Genomic DNA, 16,932 nt, shown 5'->3' on the forward strand with positions numbered 1-16,932 from the left:
GCGGGTCTCCGGATCCGGTGACAACATGCCGTCGAGCATGCGGGCGAATTCCATGGGCAGGCCCAGTGAGCTGGCGGGAATCGCCTGGTGGCCAAACCGGCAGGACTGGCCGGAGGCCAGGGCATACAGGGTGCCGGCCGCGCCCTGTTCGTCGAAGCGGGGGGAGGAGAGCCCGCCGTTGAGTTGTTCCTCACCGATGAAATAGACATCCCCCAGTCGGGCGTTGGTCTGCTGGAGGTTGTCGGACATCAGCTCCATGACATTGGCGGTGATGAACTGCTGGTTGGCGTCCAGCTGGGCGAACACCGAGGAGCCCCAGTCGATCAGGGCGATGTTCTCGGTTCTGGCGTCAAAGACCAGGTTGGACGGTTTGATGTCGCCGTGCACGATGGGGCGCCCACCCGAGCTGGCGCCGCTGCGCAGGCTGCGCAGGATGTCGGCCAGCTGGTCGGCGATGCGGATCACCAGTCTCGGCTTCAGACGTCCTTCCTGTAACGAGACTTCCTCCAGGTTGATGCCGGCGGCTCGTTCCATTACCAGGATCGGCTGGTTGCGGGCGCGTTGGTAGGCAATCAGCCGTGGTACCCGGGGATGGCGGACCTGCTCGAGAATGAACGCCTCGTCCTCGAGCCGGTCCTGCAGGTGTTGAGGCAGGTTGATGCGGGTGAACTTGAAGACGTGTTCCGGGCCCTTGTGTCCATGGCCCGGTAGTCGACCGGCGAATACGAAGCCGTAGGCGCCTTTGCCGATCAGTTCAATGTCCCGGTAACCCAGTTGGCGGAGCTGGGCGGCGCACAGCGCCACCCAGTCCTTGAGCTTCTTGGCATCGTCATGGCTGAGCAGATAGATCGACTGCTCTTCAGGAATGTAGAACTGCTGAAGTTCGGTCTTCTGCTCCATAACAACCCGTCAGCCCAGATGCAGCAGCATGGATTGCGGCGATTCCAGGTAGCCTTTCCAGCGGTTGCAGAAGCGCGCGATGGTGCCACCGTCGATGATGCGATGGTCGCCCGCCCAGCTTACCGTCAGGATGGCCCGTTCCACCACGTTGCCATCGGCGTCGAAGCGCGGCAGTTTCTGGGTCCGGCCCAGGGCGACGATGGCCACTTCCGGCGCGTTGATGATGGGCGAGGCGTAGGTGCCGCCCAGGGCGCCAATGTTGGAAATGGTGATGGTGCCGCCCTTGAGGTCTTCCTGGCTGACCCGGCCCGAGCGCGCGGCCTCGGTCAGGCGGGTGACTTCATCGGCCACGCCCAGCAGGGTCAGGCTTTCCACACCCTTCACGTTTGGCACCATCAGCCCGGCCTTGCTGTCCACGGCCATGCCGATGTTGCAGTGCGGCTGGTAGTGGATCTCCGTCACCTCGTCATTGAGGCGGCTGTTGAGTACCGGGAAGTCCCGGATCGCCAGGGCCATGGCCTTCATAAAGAAGGGCATCAGGGTCAGGCGTGATCCTCGGGCTTCGGCTTCGGGCTTGAGCTGTTCCCGCAGGGCGAGCAGATCGGTGACGTCGATGTCTTCACTGTAAATGAAGTGGGGGATCGTGGTCGCCGAGGCCACCATGCTGCGGGCCATGGCCGCCCGGACACCCCGGATCGGCTCGACCCGTGCCTCCAGTTCGCGCCCCGGTTTCCGGTGCTCGCTGTCAGCCTTGGCCGCCGGCGTTTCACTGGCCGGTTGTTGGCTTGGCGCTGACGGGGCGGGCTGCTCGAGATGCGCCAGCACGTCGGCCTTCAACACCCGGCCATCCTTGCCGGAGCCGGCGAAGTTGGCCAGGTCCAGGTTATGCTCCCGTACCAGGCGGCGCACGGCGGGGCTTGCGGGAATCCGTGGTCGGTTGCCGGTGGCGACCGGTTTGGCCGGTGCCGGCGCGCTTTCCGGGGCCGGCCTTGACTCAGTCCTGGCCTCGGCCGGCTCGTCCCGATCCCGGGGGATGAATGCAAACAGCGGGGCATGCACCCGGGCCATTTCCTGTTGCTGGTGGTATAGCTTGGTGACCCGACCGGCCTTGGGCGCGGTGATCTCGACCATGGCCTTATCGGTCATGACATCGACCACCGGCTGATCTTCCTCGATCTCGTCGCCTTCGGCCACACGCCATTCCACCACCTCGCACTCGACGATGCCCTCGCCGATGTCCGGCAGGATGAAATCCTCGGTGACTTCGCCGGCGTCGGTTCCGGCCGCCGGGGCGGGTTCCGGTGTGGCTGGTGCTTCGCTAACGGTTTCCTTCGGCTGCGCGGCAGGTGCGTCGTCCTGTTCGCCCTCGCCATCCACTTCCACCAGTTCAAACAGCGGAGCGTGGACCTTCGCGATGTCGCCTTCCTTGTGGTACAGGCGGGTTACCTTGCCCTTGTACGGTGCCGGGATTTCCACCAGGGCCTTGTCGGTCATCACCTCGGCCACCGGCTGGTCTTCCTCGATGATGTCCCCTTCGGCGACCAGCCATTTGACCAGTTCGCACTCCACGATACCTTCGCCGATATCGGGCAGTATAAAATCACTCATGATTGCTCTCCTGTCCTGATATCAACCTAGAAGTCCACGCTCGACCTGATGGCCTCGAAGACCTTCAGGTGATTGGGCAGGTGCTCTTTTTCCAGCACCAGCGGGAAGGGAGTGTCCATCCCGGTGACCCGTGCGATCGGGGATTCCAGGTACAGGAAGCAACGTTCCTGGATGGTTGCTGCGATTTCGCCGGCGAAACCGCCGGTCAGTGGCGCTTCGTGGGTAACCACCAGGCGCCCGGTCTTGAACACCGAGTTGGCCACGGTGTCCACGTCCCAGGGCAGGATGGTACGCAGGTCGATGACTTCACAGGAAATGCCATCCTTCTCCGCCATGTCGACGGCCTGTTCGATCACTTCCATCTGCGCGCCCCAGCCCAGCACGGTCACGTCCGTGCCTTCCTTGAGGACTTCGGCTTCGCCCAGGGGCAGTTGGTATTCCTCGTCCGGCACTTCGCCGACAGAGGCGCGGTAGAGCCGTTTGGGCTCGAAGAACAGCACGGGGTTGGGGTCGTGAATCGCAGCCAGCAGCAGGCCCTTGGCCTGGTGGGGGTTGCGGGGAACGACGATCTTCAGTCCCGGCGTGTGTGCGAAGTAGGCCTCCGGCGACTGGGAGTGGTAAAGCCCGCCGGCAATGCCGCCACCGTAGGGGGCGCGAATGGTCAGCCCGCCCACATTGAACAGGTTGCCGGAGCGGTAGCGGTACTTGGCGGATTCGTTAACGATCTGGTCGAATGCCGGGAAGATGTAGTCGGCGAACTGGATCTCGGCCACGGGCACGGAGCCCTGGGCTGCCAGGCCGTTGGCAAAGCCGATGATGCCTTGCTCCACCAGCGGGGTATTGAAGCAGCGGTCTTTGCCGTATTTCTGTTGCAGGTTGCTGGTGGCCCGGAAGACACCACCGAAGACACCTACGTCCTCACCGAAACACAGCACCCGCTCGTCGGCGGCCATGGCCGTATCGAGGGCGTTGTTGATGGCCTGAAGCATGTTCATCTGGGTCATCTCAGGCCCCTCCCTTGGCGTGTTCGGCGCTCTTGGGGTAGGCGTCCGGATAGCGGCGGATGTGCGCCTTCAGTTTCTCGAACTGCTCGGCCAGGGCCGGTGGCACCTCGTCGTAAACATCGGTGACCAGGGTTTCCAGCGGGGGTGGCGGGCGCTTCTGGGCCCGTTTCATGGTCTCCAGCACCTCCCGGCGCATGGTTTCCTGCAGCTGTTTCTCGTCGTCCTCGCTCCACCACTTCTTGCGCTCGAGCCAGAGCCGCATGCGCAGGATGGGGTCTTTCTCGCGCCAGACCGCTTCTTCGTCCTTGCTGCGATAGCCGGAGGGATCGTCCGAAGAGGAGTGGGCGGCCAGGCGATAGCTCATGGCCTCGATCAGCACCGGGCGGTTGTGTTCCACTGCCAAGCTGCGGGCGGCTTTGGTGGCCTCGTACATGGCCAGGACATCGTTGCCATCCACCCGGATGACATCCATCTTGTAACCATAGGCCCGGGGCGCCACACCGTCGGCGGCGAACTGTTCGGCCGCCGGGGTGGAGATGGCGTAGCCGTTGTTGCGGCACAGAAAAATTACCGGCACCCGCTGGACCGCGGCCATGTTCAGGGCGGCGTGGAAATCGCCTTCGGAGGCGGCGCCTTCACCGAAATAGGTAATGGTGCAGTGGCCTTCGCCCGCCAGTTTCTGGCCGTAGGCGTAACCGGTGGCCTGGGGGATCTGGGTGGCCAGGGGTGATGAGATGGTCATGTAGTTCAGCTTCTTGGAGCCGTAGTGCACGGGCATCTGACGGCCCTTGCCGTAGTCCAGTTCATTGCCGAACAGCTGATTCATGAATTCGTCGATGGTGAAGCCCCGGTAGGCCAGGGCACCCTGTTCCCGGTATTGCGCCATGATCATGTCGGCGTCATCGAGGGCCGCGGCACTGCCGATCACGGCGGCCTCTTCGCCGGTGCACTGCATGTAGAAGCTCAGTCGTCCCTGGCGCTGGGCGGCGAGCATGCGCTCATCGAGGATCCGGGTGGTAACCATGGTCCGATAGATGCGCAGGGCTGTGTCCTTGTCCAGCGCCGGTGCCTTGGCACCCTTGTACAGGGAGCCGTCCTGCTTCAGGACCTTGAAGGTGGGAATACGGAACTCTGCACCGTCGGTGAACGACGGGGTGTAAACAACTCTGGATTTTGTTGTTGTCATAATCCTCTTCCTGGGGTGGTGGCCTGAGGAACACGGCTCCCCTTGTGGGGGTGCCGATCATTTAAGTGTAGACAATCCGACAGGGTCTGGTGCGACCTTGCACAAGTGTCTGATGCTTACCTTAACGTAAACTGCAGAATTCGGGTAGTCCCTGAACAACGGTTTCGCGAACCGGCACGATCAGCTGGCCGGATACAGGCGCGAGGGCGTCAGGGTGACCAGGGTGTTCTCATCGCCTATGCCCACCTCGCCGTCCTGGATGGTGCACTGCAGGCTCATGGTGCGCTCGGCCAGGCCTGCGAGCGCCTCGGTGCCCTCCTGGGGCAGGTCGATGATGGTGAGATTGTTGAAGCGGGAGAGCTTGTTGTGATTTTTCTCCCACCACAGGGAGGCCGCCCGTCCGCCATAGGTATACAGCACGACCTTTTTGGCGCGGTTGCAGGCCTTGCGCAGGCGGCTTTCGTCCGGCAGGCCCAGTTCAATCCAGAGTTCGATCTCGTCGCTGAGGCTTTTTTGCCACAGCTCCGGTTCGTCGTCGGTGCTCAGGCCGCGGGTGAACTCCAGGTGCTCGTCGGCATTGAGAACAAAGGCCAGCAGCCGGACCATCATCCGCTCGTCGGTTTCCGAGGGATGCCGGGCCAGGGTCAGGTGGTGGTCCGCGTAGTAGTGTCGGTCCATGTCGGCGATGTTGAGCGTGGCCTTGAAGACGGTTGCTTTGAGTGCCATGGGCGTCCTGCGTTGGTATCAGTATGTCTGTTTGCGATAGTGTAATGCATTCCTTCCCGGCTGAGCGTGAACGCATGACGATGTTGCGTGGTTTTCTGGTATTGGTGCTGTTTTTTATCCTGGGCGAGTCCATGCGGGTGCTGTTCGCCCTGCCGGTCAGTGGCGGTGTGCTCGGGATGGTGGTCATTACCTTTACGCTGATGGTGAAGGGCAGCGTCAGTGATGATCTGGCCTCGGCCAGTCAGGGTCTGATCTCGGTGCTGGTGCTACTGATCATGCCCGGTGTGGTCGGGGTGTTTTTTACCGCCGATCAGTTCTCTGGCCAGTGGCTGGCGGTCGCCGCAGCGTTGTTGGTCGGTACCTTCCTGAGTGTGCTCACCACCCTGTTGCTGATGAAGCTGGTGACAGTGAGGGGAGAGCAGCATCGTGAGTGAACTGTTCGGCCGTCTCGGAACCTTGTTGGATACCCTTTCTGCCACGCCGATTCTCGCCATTGGTCTGACCCTGGGTGCCTTCTTTGCCGGCAACTGGCTGTTCGCCCGCATCGGCAGGCCGTTGTGGCTTCCGCCGGTGTTGCTGTCCGCCTGTCTGCTGTCCGGGGTGATTGCCGTCCTGGCGGTGGATTACCAGGCCTACCAGCAGGGCGCGCGCTGGCTGACCGTGCTTCTGGGCCCAGCCACGGTCGCCCTCGGCATTCCGCTGTACCAGCAGATGCACCATATCCGTGCCATGTGGCGCCCGATTGTGGTGACCCTGCCAATTGCCGCCACCCTGGCGGCAGTCTACGCCCTGGTTATTGCCTGGGCGCTTGGGGCCACGCCGGAGGTGCTGGCGTCGCTGGCGCCCAAGTCGGTGACGGCGCCGATTGCCATCGGCATTACCGAACAACTGGGTGGCTCGGTGCCCCTGATGATGGGTGGCCTGCTCATTACCGGTGTGGTGGCAACCCTCTTCGTTGACCTGCTCGCGCGCCTGTTGCCAGTGAAAGACGAGCGCATCCTGGGCTTTGCCCTGGGCCTGAACGGTCATGCCATCGGTACCGCCCGGGCATTTGAGATCAGCCATACCGCTGGGGCATTTGCGTCCCTGGGCATGGGCCTGACCGGTGTGTTTACCGCCATGATGCTGCCGTTGGTGTTCCACCTCTGAACCCTGCCCCACATCAGTTCATTCACCTGGCGAATAACCCCATGTCGCAATTTCGATTGCCGTAAGGGTTTTCCGAGACTAGCTTGTTGCTCAGGCAATCGGCGCCCTTTTGCGCCGATGTTCCGTGAAAATTCCTAAAACAGCGACGGAAAACGCGATGAAAAAACTGATTGCAGCATTTGTCGGTTCCATGGCCCTGGCATCGGCGCCGGTAGCCCTGTCCGCCGAGGCGACCAAGGAACTGAAGATGGCGTACGACGCCGATCCCGTGACCCTCGATATCCACGAGCAGCTCTCAGGTGGCATCCTGCAGCTGTCCCACATGACCTTTGATCCGCTGCTGCGCTGGACCAGCGACCTGGGCTTCGAGCCGCGTCTGGCCGAAAGCTGGGAGCGCGTTGACGAGAACACCATGCGCTTCAAGCTCCGTGAAGGCGTGAAGTTCCATTCCGGTAACGAGCTGACCACCGCCGATGTGAAATTCACCTTCGATCGTCTGAAGCAGAGCCAGGATTTCAAGGCGATCTTCAAGCCCTTCAGCGGCATCAACGTGATCGATGACTACACCTTCGAACTGGTGACCAGCGAGCCGTACCCGCTGCTGCTGAACACTGCCACCTATATTTTCCCGCTGGACAGTGAGTTCTATAGCGGCCAGACCGAGGACGGCAAGGACAAGAGCGCCATTGCCAAACATGGCAACTCCTTCGCCTCCGGGAACCTGTCCGGTACCGGTCCCTACACCGTGACCGAGCGCAAGCAGGGCGTGCGGGTCGAGTTCGAACGGTTTGACGACTACTGGGATACCGAGTCCCCGGGTAACGTCGGTAAGATCGTGCTGACCCCGATCAAGGAGAACAACACCCGGGTGTCCGCGTTGCTGTCCGGTGGTGTCGACTTCATCGCCCCGGTACCGCCCAATGATCTGGAGCGGATTCGCAACGACAAGAACGCCAACCTGGTGACCATGAGCGGTACCCGTATCATCCTGTTCCACATGAACCAGGAGCGTGTGGAAGCCTTCAAGAACCCGAAGGTTCGTCAGGCCATTGCCTATGCCATCAACCAGGAAGGCATAGCCGCCAAGATCATGAAGGGCTTCGCCACCCCGGCGGCCCAGATGTCTCCGGCCGGCTATCAGGGCCATAACGAGTCCCTGACACCGCGTTTCGACGTGGCCAAGGCCCAGCAGCTGATGAAGGAGGCCGGTTACGAGGATGGCTTCACCATCACCATGATGGCGCCGAACAACCGTTACGTGAACGACGACAAGATCGCTCAGGCGGTGGCTGCCATGCTGGCCCGCATCAACATCAAGGTGGACCTGAAAACACTGCCGAAGGCGCAGTACTGGCCAGAGTACGACAACCGCGCCGCTGACATGATGATGATCGGCTGGCACGCGGACACCGAGGACTCCGCCAACTTCTACGAGTTCCTGACCTTCTGCCCGGATGCCGACAGCGGCTCTGGCCAGTACAACGCGGGCAACTACTGCAACCCGGAAATCGACGCCCTGGTGCAGGAAGCCAACGTCGAGACCGACCTGGACAAGCGCGCCGCCATGCTGCAGGAAGTGGAGCAGCGTCTGTATGACGATGCCGCCTTCGTTCCGCTGCACTGGCAGGACCTGGCCTGGGCCTCGAAGAAGAACGTGAACATTGAGCCGGTGCTCAACGTCATGAACTTCCCGTACCTGGGTGACCTGGTTGTGGAGTAATCGCCTTTGACGGCAGGCCGGCACTGGAGTGATCCGGTGCCGGCCTTTTGTTTGCAAGCCTTATCCGGAAAATTTCCATGTTAGCGTTTTTGGTTCAGCGGATTTCCCAGGCATTTCTGGTCATGTTCGTGATCAGTGTGATCGCCTTTGCCATTCAGGATGGCCTCGGGGACCCGCTTCAGGAAATGGTGGGCATGTCCGTCTCCGAGGAGGAGCGGGAGGCCATTCGCGAGGAGCTCGGGTTGAACGATCCGATGGTGGTCCAGTACCTGCGGTTTGCCGGTAATGCGTTGCAGGGCGACCTGGGCAACTCCTACTTCTACAGCAAGCCGACCCTGGAGGTGATCGCCGAGCATCTGCCAGCGACCCTGGAACTGGTGATCGGTGCCAGCCTGATCATCGTGTTTCTGTCGGTGCCGATCGGCGTCTACGCCGCGATTCGCCCCCAGGCCTGGCTGTCCAAATTCTTCATGGGCGTCAGTACTGTGGGTATTTCCATCCCGGTGTTCCTGACGGCCATCGTGTTGATCCAGCTGTTCTCCATCGGAGTGACGGTGAACTGGTTCCCGTCGGATACCGGTTGGGGGCAGTGGATGAATGACTTCTTTACCACCGAGGGCGGCCTGCCGTCCTATGGTCGCGGCGATGAACTGACCGACCTGTTCGGCACCTGGGAGTCCGGTTTCTTCACCGGTACCGGGCTGATGCATCTGGTCCTGCCGTCGGTCTCGCTGGCCTCGATCATGCTGCCGCTGTTCATCCGCCTGATTCGGGCGGAGATGATGGAGGTGCTGCAGAGCGACTACATCCGCTACGCCCGTGCCAAGGGCCTGAGCGCCGGCCGCATCAATTTCCTGCACGCGCTCAAGAACACCATGTTGCCTGTGATTACCGTCGGCGGTGTGCAGATCGGCATCATGGTGGCCTACACCATCCTCACCGAGACTGTGTTCCAGTGGCCGGGCGTAGGCCTGATGTTCCTCGAAGCCATCACCCGCAGCGACATCCCGCTGATCGTGGCCTACCTGATGGTGGTAGGCCTGATTTTCGTGGTTACCAATACCCTCGTGGATCTGATCTACGGCCTGGTGAATCCCACCGTCAAACTGACAGGTAAGAAAGCATGACAACGGCAACGGTTTCCCGCTGGGACCGCTTCCGCGAGTCCTTCTTCTGGTACAGCTTCAAGCGCGACAAGGTGGCCATTGCCAGCTTTGCAGTGCTGCTGCTGATGGTGCTGGCGGCGGTGTTTGCGCCTCTGCTGGCCCCCGCTGATCCCTATGATCTGGCGCAGATCAACATCATGAACTCCGAGCTGCCCCCAGTGGGCATGAGCGGTGCCGATCCCGCGTTCCCGCTGGGCACCGATGCCCAGGGCCGGGATCTGCTCTCGACCATCCTCTACGGCACCCGGGTGTCCCTGATGATCGGCTTCGGGGCGGTGATTCTGCAGGCGTTTCTGGGCATCCTGTTCGGACTGCTGGCCGGCTACCTGGGCGGCAAGGTGGATGCCGTCCTGATGCGTATCGCCGATGTGCAGCTGTCCTTCTCCACATTGATGGTGGCGATCATCGTCGGTGCGGTGTTCAAGGCCAGCTTCGGCAACCTGATGTTCGGTGAGATTGCCATCTACATGCTGATCTTCATCATCGGTGTCGCCGAGTGGCCGCAGATTGCCCGCACCGTGCGCGCCTCGGTGCTGGCGGAAAAGAAAAAAGAGTACGTGGACGCGGCCAAGGTGATGGGCTTCGGCACCCGCCGGATCATGTTCCGGCACATCCTGCCCAATACCCTGTCGCCGATCTTCGTCATTGCCACGGTGCAGATTGCCAATGCCATCATTTCCGAGGCGGCGTTGTCGTTCCTCGGTCTGGGCATGCCGGAAACCCAGCCGTCCCTGGGTTCGCTGATCAAGTCCGGCTTTGACTACATCCAGAGCGGTTCCTGGTGGATCACCCTGATCCCGGGCCTGGTGCTGGTGGTGCTCGTGCTGGTCATCAACCTGTTGGGTGACTGGTTGCGGGATGTAATGAACCCACGGCTGTACAAGGGGTAACACCATGGCACTGTTGGAAGTTAAAAATCTGGATGTGCGCTTCGCGGTGCGCGGCGGTGACCTGACCGCCCTGCGGGGCATCAGCTTCAGCCTGGACAAGGGCGAGCGGCTGGGTCTGGTTGGGGAATCCGGCGCCGGCAAATCCGTGGCGGCCTTCTCGATCCTGAACCTGATTGCCCAGCCCGGCTATATCGCCGGCGGGCAGATCCTGTTCGAAGGCAAGGATCTGGCGGCCATGAGCGAGCGGGAGTTGCGCAAGATCCGTGGCAACCGCATCGCCATGATCTTCCAGGACCCGATGATGACCCTGAACCCGGTACTGACCATCGGTACCCAGATGGTCGAGGCCATCCTGGCGCATCGGAACATCAGCAAGAAAGAAGCGAGGGCGATTGCCCTGGACCGGCTGCAGAAGGTGCAGATTCCGTCGCCGGAGAAGCGCCTGGACCAGTATCCCCATGAGCTGTCCGGTGGCATGCGCCAGCGGGTGATCATTGCCATCGCCCTGCTGCTGGACCCGGAGATCATCATCGCTGATGAGCCCACCACGGCGCTGGATGTGACCATCCAGGCGGAGATCATGGATTTGCTGCTGAACCTGTGCGAGCAGGAGAATGTGGCACTGATGCTGATTACCCACGATCTGGGCGTGGTCTCCCAGGTGACCCAGCGGATGCTGGTGATGTACTCCGGCCGGATCATCGAGCAGGGGCCGACCCGGGAAATTATCAATGATGCTCAGCATCCCTATACCCAGGGGCTGATCAACGCACTGCCCCAGATGGGTGAGCCCGGTGAGCGCCTGTTCCAGATTCCCGGTTCCATGCCGTCACTGAAGAACGTGCCCAAGGGCTGTCCGTTCCACCCCCGCTGCAAGTTCGCCACCGAGCAGTGCAAGCAGGCGATGCCGGAATATGTGCGCTCGGGCAATGTGAACGTGGCCTGTTACGAAGTCGCCAACCTGATTGAGCAGGAGAAACGCATGCAGGAGGCCGAATCATGACCTCCCCGTTGGTAAGTATCCGCGGTCTTGAGAAACGCTTTGACCTGTCCGGCAGTCTGCTGGAGCAGATCACCTTCGAAGGGGGGCGTTTTCGCCGCAAACAGGAGGCGGTTCATGCCATCAACGGCGTGGATCTGGAAGTGCAGAAGGGCGAAGCCCTGTGCGTGGTGGGCGAATCCGGCTGTGGCAAGTCCACCGTGGCCCGAACCGTGATGGGCTTGCTCTCGCCCAGCGCCGGCGAGATCCATTATGACGGCCAGCGTATTGATAATCTCGAGCGCAAGGATGCTCTGCCGTACCGTCGCAAGATGCAGATGATCTTCCAGAATCCCTATGCCTCCCTGAACCCGCGCATGACCATCCAGCAGACCCTGGAGGAGCCGATCCGGTTCCACCATCCGGACTGGTCGCAGATCCAGGTGCGGGACAAGATTCACGAGGTGATGCATTCGGTAGGCATTGATCAGGACTGGGGTAACCGCTTTGGCCACGAGTTCTCCGGTGGTCAGCGTCAGCGGATCGCCATTGCCCGAGCCCTGGCAGTAGATCCGGAGTTCATCGTGGCCGACGAGCCGATCTCGGCCCTGGATGTGTCTATTCAGGCCCAGGTGCTGAACCTGCTGATGGACGCCCAGGAAAGTCGTGGGCTGACCTACCTGTTCATCACCCACGACCTGGCGGTGGTGGAGCATTTCGGCACCCGGGTGGCGGTGATGTACCTGGGGCGGGTCTGCGAGCTGGCGGATACCAAAACGCTGTTTTCAGCGCCCCGTCATCCCTACACCCAGGCGCTGCTTTCTGCGATTCCGAAACTGGAGGACGACCGGCCCAACCACATTCGCCTGAAAGGAGAAGTGCCCACACCGGTGAACCTGCCCTCCGGCTGTGTGTTCCATGGCCGTTGCCCCTATGCCAACGAGCGTTGCCGGCAGGAGGTGCCGCAGCTGATCACGACCGATGGTGGTACCCAGGTTGCCTGCCATGCGGTGGAAGAGGGGCGGTTGTAACGGGTGCGCTGCGATAGGCTATGATGCCTGCAGTTAAACCCTTTTCGATACAACGTCATACCCTCAGGGGACTCCATGGAAGTACGCTGGCTGGAAGACTTTCTGGCGCTTGCACGCACGCGCCATTTCTCACGTGCTGCCGAATTGCAGCACGTGAGTCAGCCTACGTTCAGCCGGCGCATCAAGCTGTTGGAAGAGGCCATGGGCAGTACCCTGATCAACCGCCAGACCCTGCCGCTGTCGCTGACGCCGGCTGGGGAGGTGTTCCGGGAACTGTGCGAGCGCATTACCCGGGATGTCCGGGATACCAGGGATCGCATCGCGGCACTGGAAGCCGAGGCGTCGGCAAGGATCAGTGTCGGCTCTACCCAGGGCCTGTTCTCGCATTTTTATCAGGGCTGGGCGACGGACGCGGGAATCGCCGAGCGCCTCAAACTGAACCTGAAGGCCACCAGCTGGGTCGGTGAGCAATTCCTGGAAGCCCTTGAGAGTGGCGAGTGTGATCTGGTGCTGTGTTACTGGCACCCGGATCTGCCCTGGGGCGGTCGGCTGACAGCCGACAGTTTTGATTGGCTGGTGCTGGCCCGGGAAGCCCTGGTGCCGGTCAGCGTTTCCGACGAGCAGGGCCATCCCCGGTTCCCGCTGCCCGGAAGTCCCGAGCAACCGGTGCCGCTGATTGCCTACCATAACCGCGGTTTTCTGCAGTCGGCGATCGAGGGCCACCTGGCACGCCGGAAGCTGACCGCCAACCTGTTGCCCCTGAACGAGAACACCCAGTCGGCCAGTATCAAGGCCCTGGTCAAACAGGGTTTCGGCATGGGCTGGCTGCCACAACGGATGACAGAGAAGAGCGAGCAGTTCGGCAGCCTGGTGCGGGCCGGCGATGAGCGCTGGGACGTGCCCCTGGAAATCCGTCTGATCCGCCTGCGGGATGCCCGCTCGGACGATCTTTTGAACCTCTGGAAACAACTGGAAGACTGACATGCCTGATAAAGCCCTCCTGTCATTGCAGCTGGACCACCTGAAAGAGCTGCAGGCCCGCTACGAATCGGCGCTGGCGGACCAGGGGTTCGACAGCCTGCTGATCGCCTCCGGCGCCGCCCCGTATCGCTATGGGGATGATCAGGCCTGGCACTTCCAGGGCTATGGCCCGTTCCTGCACTGGACCGGACTAACCGGCCGCGAGCACTGCTGGCTGTGGATCCGTGCCGGACACAAACCGGTGCTGTGGCTGTACCAGCCGGTGGATTTCTGGCACGCCAACCAGCCGCTGCCGGAAGAACCCTGGCAGATGTTTATCGAGGTCCGCAGCAGCCAGTCGCCCGAGGCGCCGGTGCTTGATGATCCGGGCAGTCTGGCGGTGATCGGGGATCCCGCTCTGCTGGATGGCGTGCCCGGGGAGTCCAACCCGGAGAACCTGCTCAGGGCCCTCGATGAAACCCGGGTGCGTAAGACCCCCTACGAGATTGAATGCCTGGCGCATGCCAACGCCCTGGCCCTGGCCGGGCACCGGGCGGCGGGGGACGCCTTTGTCGATGGCGAGAGCGAATTCGGTATCAACCTTGCCTACCAGCAGGCCACCGGGCAGCGGGAAGCCGATGCGCCGTATCACAGCATCATCGGCGTCAACGACCATGCCGGCACATTGCACTACCAGTATTACGACACCCAGCCGCCGGGCCATTCCCGTAGCCTGCTGATCGATGCCGGCGTCCGGTTCCGGGGTTACTGTTCCGACATCACCCGCACCACCGCCGGGCCGGGGGAGTCCCACTTTGCCGCCCTGGTTCATGGGCTCGAGCGACTCCAGATCCGGCTGTGTGACATGGTGGCACCCGGTGTGGATTACATCGACATCCACCGCAAGGCCCACCAGGGCATTGCCGCCTTGCTCTCGGCTACCGGCCTGGTGACCGGTCTGGAGGACGACGAGATCGTCGGGCAAGGCATCACCCGGGTCTTCTTCCCCCACGGCATCGGTCACTTCCTCGGCGTGCAGGTCCATGATGTCGCCGGTAAACCGACGCCCCCACCAGAAGATGCCCCGTTCCTGCGCCTGACCCGGCAACTTGAGCCGGGGATGGTGGTTACCATCGAGCCCGGACTCTACTTCATCCCGTCGTTGCTGGATCCCCTGTTGGAAGGGGAGCTGGGGCAGCACCTGGACCAGGATCTGATCAAGCGGTTACGGGGCTGCGGGGGCATCCGGATCGAAGACAATGTTGCGGTCACCGAGACCGGAAGCCGAAACCTGACCCGCGACGGCTAAGTCCGAAACATTCCGTTGCATAAAATTGATACAACGGGGTTGCAATTCCGGATGTTAATGACAATAATTATCAATAACCTTTGTAACCGTTGGTGAGTTATTGCTATGTATGTCTGCCTGTGCCACGGGGTAACCGACCGGGAAATCCGCGAAGCGGCCGAAAACGGCGTTTCATCCATGCGCCAGCTGGGTAAGGAGTTGGGGGTAGGTACCCAGTGTGGTCGCTGTGCCTCCACCGCGCGGGAAATTCTCCGGGAGAGCCGCTCGCCGGATTATCTGGCTCTGGCCAACATACTCGCCCAGCCCGCCTGACGGGATTTCTTGCTCCGCTGTATTTTTCTCTCGCCGCGTAAGGGGCTATCCTGAAAGACTGATTCACCAAGTCATCATGGAGCCCCGCTATGAAAGGCGACAAGAAAGTCATCCAGTACCTCAACAAGGTCCTCGCCAACGAGTTGACCGCGATTAACCAGTATTTTCTCCATTCCCGCATGTACAAGGATTGGGGCATCAGCAAGCTGGCCGCCAAGGAATACGAGGAATCCATTGATGAGATGAAACACGCCGATCAGCTGATCGAGCGCATCCTGTTCCTCGAGGGCCTGCCCAACCTGCAAGACCTGAACAAACTGCTGATCGGTGAGAACGTCGAGGAAATGATCTCCTGCGACCTCAAGCTCGAGCAGATTGCCCACACCGACCTGAAAGAAGCCATCGCATACTGCGAGGAAATCCAGGACTACACCAGCCGTCAGCTGTTCCGTAGCATCCTGGACAGCGAGGAAGAGCACATCGACTGGCTGGAGACCCAGCTGGAAATGATTGCCCAGATGGGTATCCAGAACTACATCCAGCTTCAGTCATCCGCCGCGGAGTAAAACCAGACAATGGACCTGTCCTGCTTTAAAGCCTACGACCTGCGCGGCCGAGTGCCGGACCAGCTCAACCCGACCCTGGCCGAGAAAATCGGCCGTGCCTATGTGGAAGTGACCGGCGCGAAAAAAGTGATTGTCGGTTATGACATCCGCCTGTCCAGCCCTGAAATCGCCGAGGCCCTCAGTTCCGGCCTGATGGCGGCCGGTGCCGATGTATTCGACATCGGCCTGTGCGGCACCGAACAGGTGTACTTCGCCACCAGCCATTACAAGATGGATGGCGGCATCATGGTCACCGCCAGCCATAACCCCAAAGACCACAACGGCATGAAAATGGTCGGCCCCGAATCCCGGCCGATCAGCTCCGACAACGGCCTGAACGACATCCGCGACCGCGTGCTGGAGCCCTTTGCCGATGCGGCTCAGCAAGGTCGTTACGAGCCCCTGGAAGTAATGAGCGCCTACGTGGACCACCTGCTGGGCTATGTTGATGCCGGCTCCCTCAAGCCCATGACCATTGTCTGCAATGCTGGCAACGGCGGCGCCGGCCTGGTGATTGATGAACTCGAACAGCACCTGCCGTTCGAATTCATCAAGGTACACCACCAGCCGGACGGCCACTTCCCCAACGGCGTGCCCAACCCCATCCTTCCGGAAAACCGCACCGCCACCGCCGATGCCGTGATCGAGGAGGGCGCCGCCATGGGCATCGCCTGGGACGGCGACTACGACCGTTGCTTCTTCTTCGACGAAAACGGCCGTTTCATCGAGGGCTACTACATCGTCGGCCTGCTGGCCGACCAGTTCCTGCGCAAAACCGGCGGCGGCAAAGTTATCCACGACCCCCGCCTCACCTGGAACACCCTCGACCTGGTCAAAGCCGCCGGCGGCGAAGCCATCGAAAGCAAAACCGGCCACGCCTTCATCAAACAGCGCATGCGCGACGAAGACGCCGTCTACGGCGGCGAAATGAGCGCCCACCATTACTTCCGCGACTTCGCCTACTGCGACAGCGGCATGATCCCCTGGTTGTTGATCGCCGAACGCCTCTGCCAGTCCGGCCAGCCATTCTCATCACTCATCGACGCCCGAATCGAAGCCTACCCGGCCAGCGGCGAAATCAACCGCACCATCGCCGATCCCCCCAAGGTCATCGCCGCGATCGAAGCCAAATACAGCGTCGGCGCCAAAAACGTCAGCCACGTGGACGGCGTAAGCATCGAATTCGACGACTGGCGCTTCAACCTCCGGATGTCCAACACCGAGCCGGTTGTGCGCCTGAACGTTGAATCGAGGGCGAATATCCCGTTGATGGAAGAAAAGACAGAAGAACTATTGGCGGAAATGGACAGGCTGAACGAGGAAGGATAACGCGGACGGCTGACGCCAATAGTCCGGGGCAAGGTGGCCGATACCACCGTCTGAAACT

The 16,932-nt window shown here is 61.4% G+C and carries 17 protein-coding genes; 12 read left to right on the plus strand and 5 right to left on the minus strand.

Features of this window, described 5'->3' with window-relative positions; translation table 11 throughout:
• From ACESMW_RS13930 to ACESMW_RS13950, 5 genes are all read right to left on the minus strand, one after another.
• Positions 1 to 900 (minus strand): protein kinase domain-containing protein (locus ACESMW_RS13930; RefSeq protein WP_372987623.1); only part of this gene is annotated, 900 nt, incomplete at its 3' end.
• A gap of 9 nt (positions 901 to 909) precedes the next feature.
• Positions 910 to 2,508, minus strand: coding sequence for a dihydrolipoyllysine-residue acetyltransferase (locus ACESMW_RS13935; protein ID WP_372987624.1), 1,599 nt, complete (start codon positions 2,506 to 2,508; stop codon positions 910 to 912).
• A 26-nt stretch (positions 2,509 to 2,534) separates the two neighbouring features.
• On the minus strand, positions 2,535 to 3,512 hold the full coding sequence (locus ACESMW_RS13940; protein WP_372987625.1) for an alpha-ketoacid dehydrogenase subunit beta: 978 nt from the start codon (positions 3,510 to 3,512) through the stop codon (positions 2,535 to 2,537).
• Between the two features lies 1 nt (position 3,513).
• Positions 3,514 to 4,698 carry a thiamine pyrophosphate-dependent dehydrogenase E1 component subunit alpha gene (locus ACESMW_RS13945; protein WP_372987626.1) on the minus strand — a complete coding sequence of 395 codons (1,185 nt, stop codon included), beginning with the start codon at positions 4,696 to 4,698 and terminating at the stop codon, positions 3,514 to 3,516.
• A 180-nt stretch (positions 4,699 to 4,878) separates the two neighbouring features.
• Entirely contained in the window at positions 4,879 to 5,424 is a 546-nt protein-coding gene (locus ACESMW_RS13950; RefSeq protein ID WP_372987627.1) for a YaeQ family protein, read from the minus strand.
• A gap of 74 nt (positions 5,425 to 5,498) precedes the next feature.
• On the opposite strand from ACESMW_RS13950, the gene ACESMW_RS13955 reads away from it, so the two are divergent.
• From ACESMW_RS13955 to ACESMW_RS14010, 12 genes are all read left to right on the plus strand, one after another.
• On the plus strand, positions 5,499 to 5,858 hold the full coding sequence (locus ACESMW_RS13955; RefSeq protein ID WP_372987628.1) for a CidA/LrgA family protein: 360 nt from the start codon (positions 5,499 to 5,501) through the stop codon (positions 5,856 to 5,858).
• A complete protein-coding gene (locus tag ACESMW_RS13960; protein ID WP_372987646.1) occupies positions 5,848 to 6,573 on the plus strand; it encodes an LrgB family protein in 726 nt (241 codons plus the stop codon). Before ACESMW_RS13955 ends, ACESMW_RS13960 begins: the two co-directional genes overlap by 11 nt.
• Before the next feature lie 157 nt (positions 6,574 to 6,730).
• The gene (locus ACESMW_RS13965; RefSeq protein WP_372987629.1) at positions 6,731 to 8,293 is read left to right on the plus strand and encodes an ABC transporter substrate-binding protein; all 1,563 of its coding nucleotides are present in this window, start codon (positions 6,731 to 6,733) and stop codon (positions 8,291 to 8,293) included.
• 77 nt (positions 8,294 to 8,370) lie between these two features.
• Positions 8,371 to 9,420, plus strand: a complete 1,050-nt coding sequence (locus tag ACESMW_RS13970) for an ABC transporter permease (protein WP_372987630.1) — start codon at positions 8,371 to 8,373, stop codon at positions 9,418 to 9,420.
• The gene (locus tag ACESMW_RS13975; RefSeq protein WP_372987631.1) at positions 9,417 to 10,349 is read left to right on the plus strand and encodes an ABC transporter permease; all 933 of its coding nucleotides are present in this window, start codon (positions 9,417 to 9,419) and stop codon (positions 10,347 to 10,349) included. Before ACESMW_RS13970 ends, ACESMW_RS13975 begins: the two co-directional genes overlap by 4 nt.
• A 4-nt stretch (positions 10,350 to 10,353) precedes the next feature.
• Positions 10,354 to 11,352, plus strand: a complete 999-nt coding sequence (locus ACESMW_RS13980; protein ID WP_372987632.1) for an ABC transporter ATP-binding protein — start codon at positions 10,354 to 10,356, stop codon at positions 11,350 to 11,352.
• Complete coding sequence (locus ACESMW_RS13985; RefSeq protein ID WP_372987633.1) at positions 11,349 to 12,359, plus strand: ABC transporter ATP-binding protein; 1,011 nt, start codon at positions 11,349 to 11,351, stop codon at positions 12,357 to 12,359. Before ACESMW_RS13980 ends, ACESMW_RS13985 begins: the two co-directional genes overlap by 4 nt.
• 75 nt (positions 12,360 to 12,434) lie before the next feature.
• Complete coding sequence (locus tag ACESMW_RS13990) at positions 12,435 to 13,340, plus strand: LysR family transcriptional regulator (RefSeq protein WP_372987634.1); 906 nt, start codon at positions 12,435 to 12,437, stop codon at positions 13,338 to 13,340.
• Between the two features lies 1 nt (position 13,341).
• Complete coding sequence (gene pepQ, locus ACESMW_RS13995) at positions 13,342 to 14,628, plus strand: Xaa-Pro dipeptidase (RefSeq protein ID WP_372987635.1); 1,287 nt, start codon at positions 13,342 to 13,344, stop codon at positions 14,626 to 14,628.
• A 105-nt stretch (positions 14,629 to 14,733) separates the two neighbouring features.
• The gene (locus ACESMW_RS14000) at positions 14,734 to 14,940 is read left to right on the plus strand and encodes a bacterioferritin-associated ferredoxin (protein ID WP_372987636.1); all 207 of its coding nucleotides are present in this window, start codon (positions 14,734 to 14,736) and stop codon (positions 14,938 to 14,940) included.
• Positions 14,941 to 15,029: 89 nt separating this feature from the next.
• The gene (gene bfr / locus ACESMW_RS14005) at positions 15,030 to 15,506 is read left to right on the plus strand and encodes a bacterioferritin (protein ID WP_091997532.1); all 477 of its coding nucleotides are present in this window, start codon (positions 15,030 to 15,032) and stop codon (positions 15,504 to 15,506) included.
• Between the two features lie 9 nt (positions 15,507 to 15,515).
• Positions 15,516 to 16,874: a phosphomannomutase gene (locus tag ACESMW_RS14010; RefSeq protein ID WP_372987637.1), complete on the plus strand. Its 1,359-nt coding sequence runs from the start codon at positions 15,516 to 15,518 to the stop codon at positions 16,872 to 16,874.
• Positions 16,875 to 16,932 lie beyond the last annotated feature (58 nt).

The sequence above is a fragment of the Marinobacter sp. genome, from assembly GCF_041690455.1.
In the GTDB taxonomy this organism is placed as follows: Bacteria; Pseudomonadota; Gammaproteobacteria; order Pseudomonadales; family Oleiphilaceae; genus Marinobacter.

What these genes read in the sequence shown, in the direction of transcription:
- ACESMW_RS13935 (WP_372987624.1), bottom strand. Translation starts at nt 2,508, where the DNA reads ATGAGTGATTTTATACTGCCCGATATCGGCGAAGGTATCGTGGAGTGC.
- ACESMW_RS13940 (WP_372987625.1), bottom strand. Translation starts at nt 3,512, where the DNA reads ATGACCCAGATGAACATGCTTCAGGCCATCAACAACGCCCTCGATACG.
- ACESMW_RS13945 (WP_372987626.1), bottom strand. Translation starts at nt 4,698, where the DNA reads ATGACAACAACAAAATCCAGAGTTGTTTACACCCCGTCGTTCACCGAC.
- ACESMW_RS13950 (WP_372987627.1), bottom strand. Translation starts at nt 5,424, where the DNA reads ATGGCACTCAAAGCAACCGTCTTCAAGGCCACGCTCAACATCGCCGAC.
- ACESMW_RS13955 (WP_372987628.1), top strand. Translation starts at nt 5,499, where the DNA reads ATGACGATGTTGCGTGGTTTTCTGGTATTGGTGCTGTTTTTTATCCTG.
- ACESMW_RS13965 (WP_372987629.1), top strand. Translation starts at nt 6,731, where the DNA reads ATGAAAAAACTGATTGCAGCATTTGTCGGTTCCATGGCCCTGGCATCG.
- ACESMW_RS13970 (WP_372987630.1), top strand. Translation starts at nt 8,371, where the DNA reads ATGTTAGCGTTTTTGGTTCAGCGGATTTCCCAGGCATTTCTGGTCATG.
- ACESMW_RS13975 (WP_372987631.1), top strand. Translation starts at nt 9,417, where the DNA reads ATGACAACGGCAACGGTTTCCCGCTGGGACCGCTTCCGCGAGTCCTTC.
- ACESMW_RS13980 (WP_372987632.1), top strand. Translation starts at nt 10,354, where the DNA reads ATGGCACTGTTGGAAGTTAAAAATCTGGATGTGCGCTTCGCGGTGCGC.
- ACESMW_RS13985 (WP_372987633.1), top strand. Translation starts at nt 11,349, where the DNA reads ATGACCTCCCCGTTGGTAAGTATCCGCGGTCTTGAGAAACGCTTTGAC.
- ACESMW_RS13990 (WP_372987634.1), top strand. Translation starts at nt 12,435, where the DNA reads ATGGAAGTACGCTGGCTGGAAGACTTTCTGGCGCTTGCACGCACGCGC.
- pepQ (WP_372987635.1), top strand. Translation starts at nt 13,342, where the DNA reads ATGCCTGATAAAGCCCTCCTGTCATTGCAGCTGGACCACCTGAAAGAG.
- ACESMW_RS14000 (WP_372987636.1), top strand. Translation starts at nt 14,734, where the DNA reads ATGTATGTCTGCCTGTGCCACGGGGTAACCGACCGGGAAATCCGCGAA.
- bfr (WP_091997532.1), top strand. Translation starts at nt 15,030, where the DNA reads ATGAAAGGCGACAAGAAAGTCATCCAGTACCTCAACAAGGTCCTCGCC.
- ACESMW_RS14010 (WP_372987637.1), top strand. Translation starts at nt 15,516, where the DNA reads ATGGACCTGTCCTGCTTTAAAGCCTACGACCTGCGCGGCCGAGTGCCG.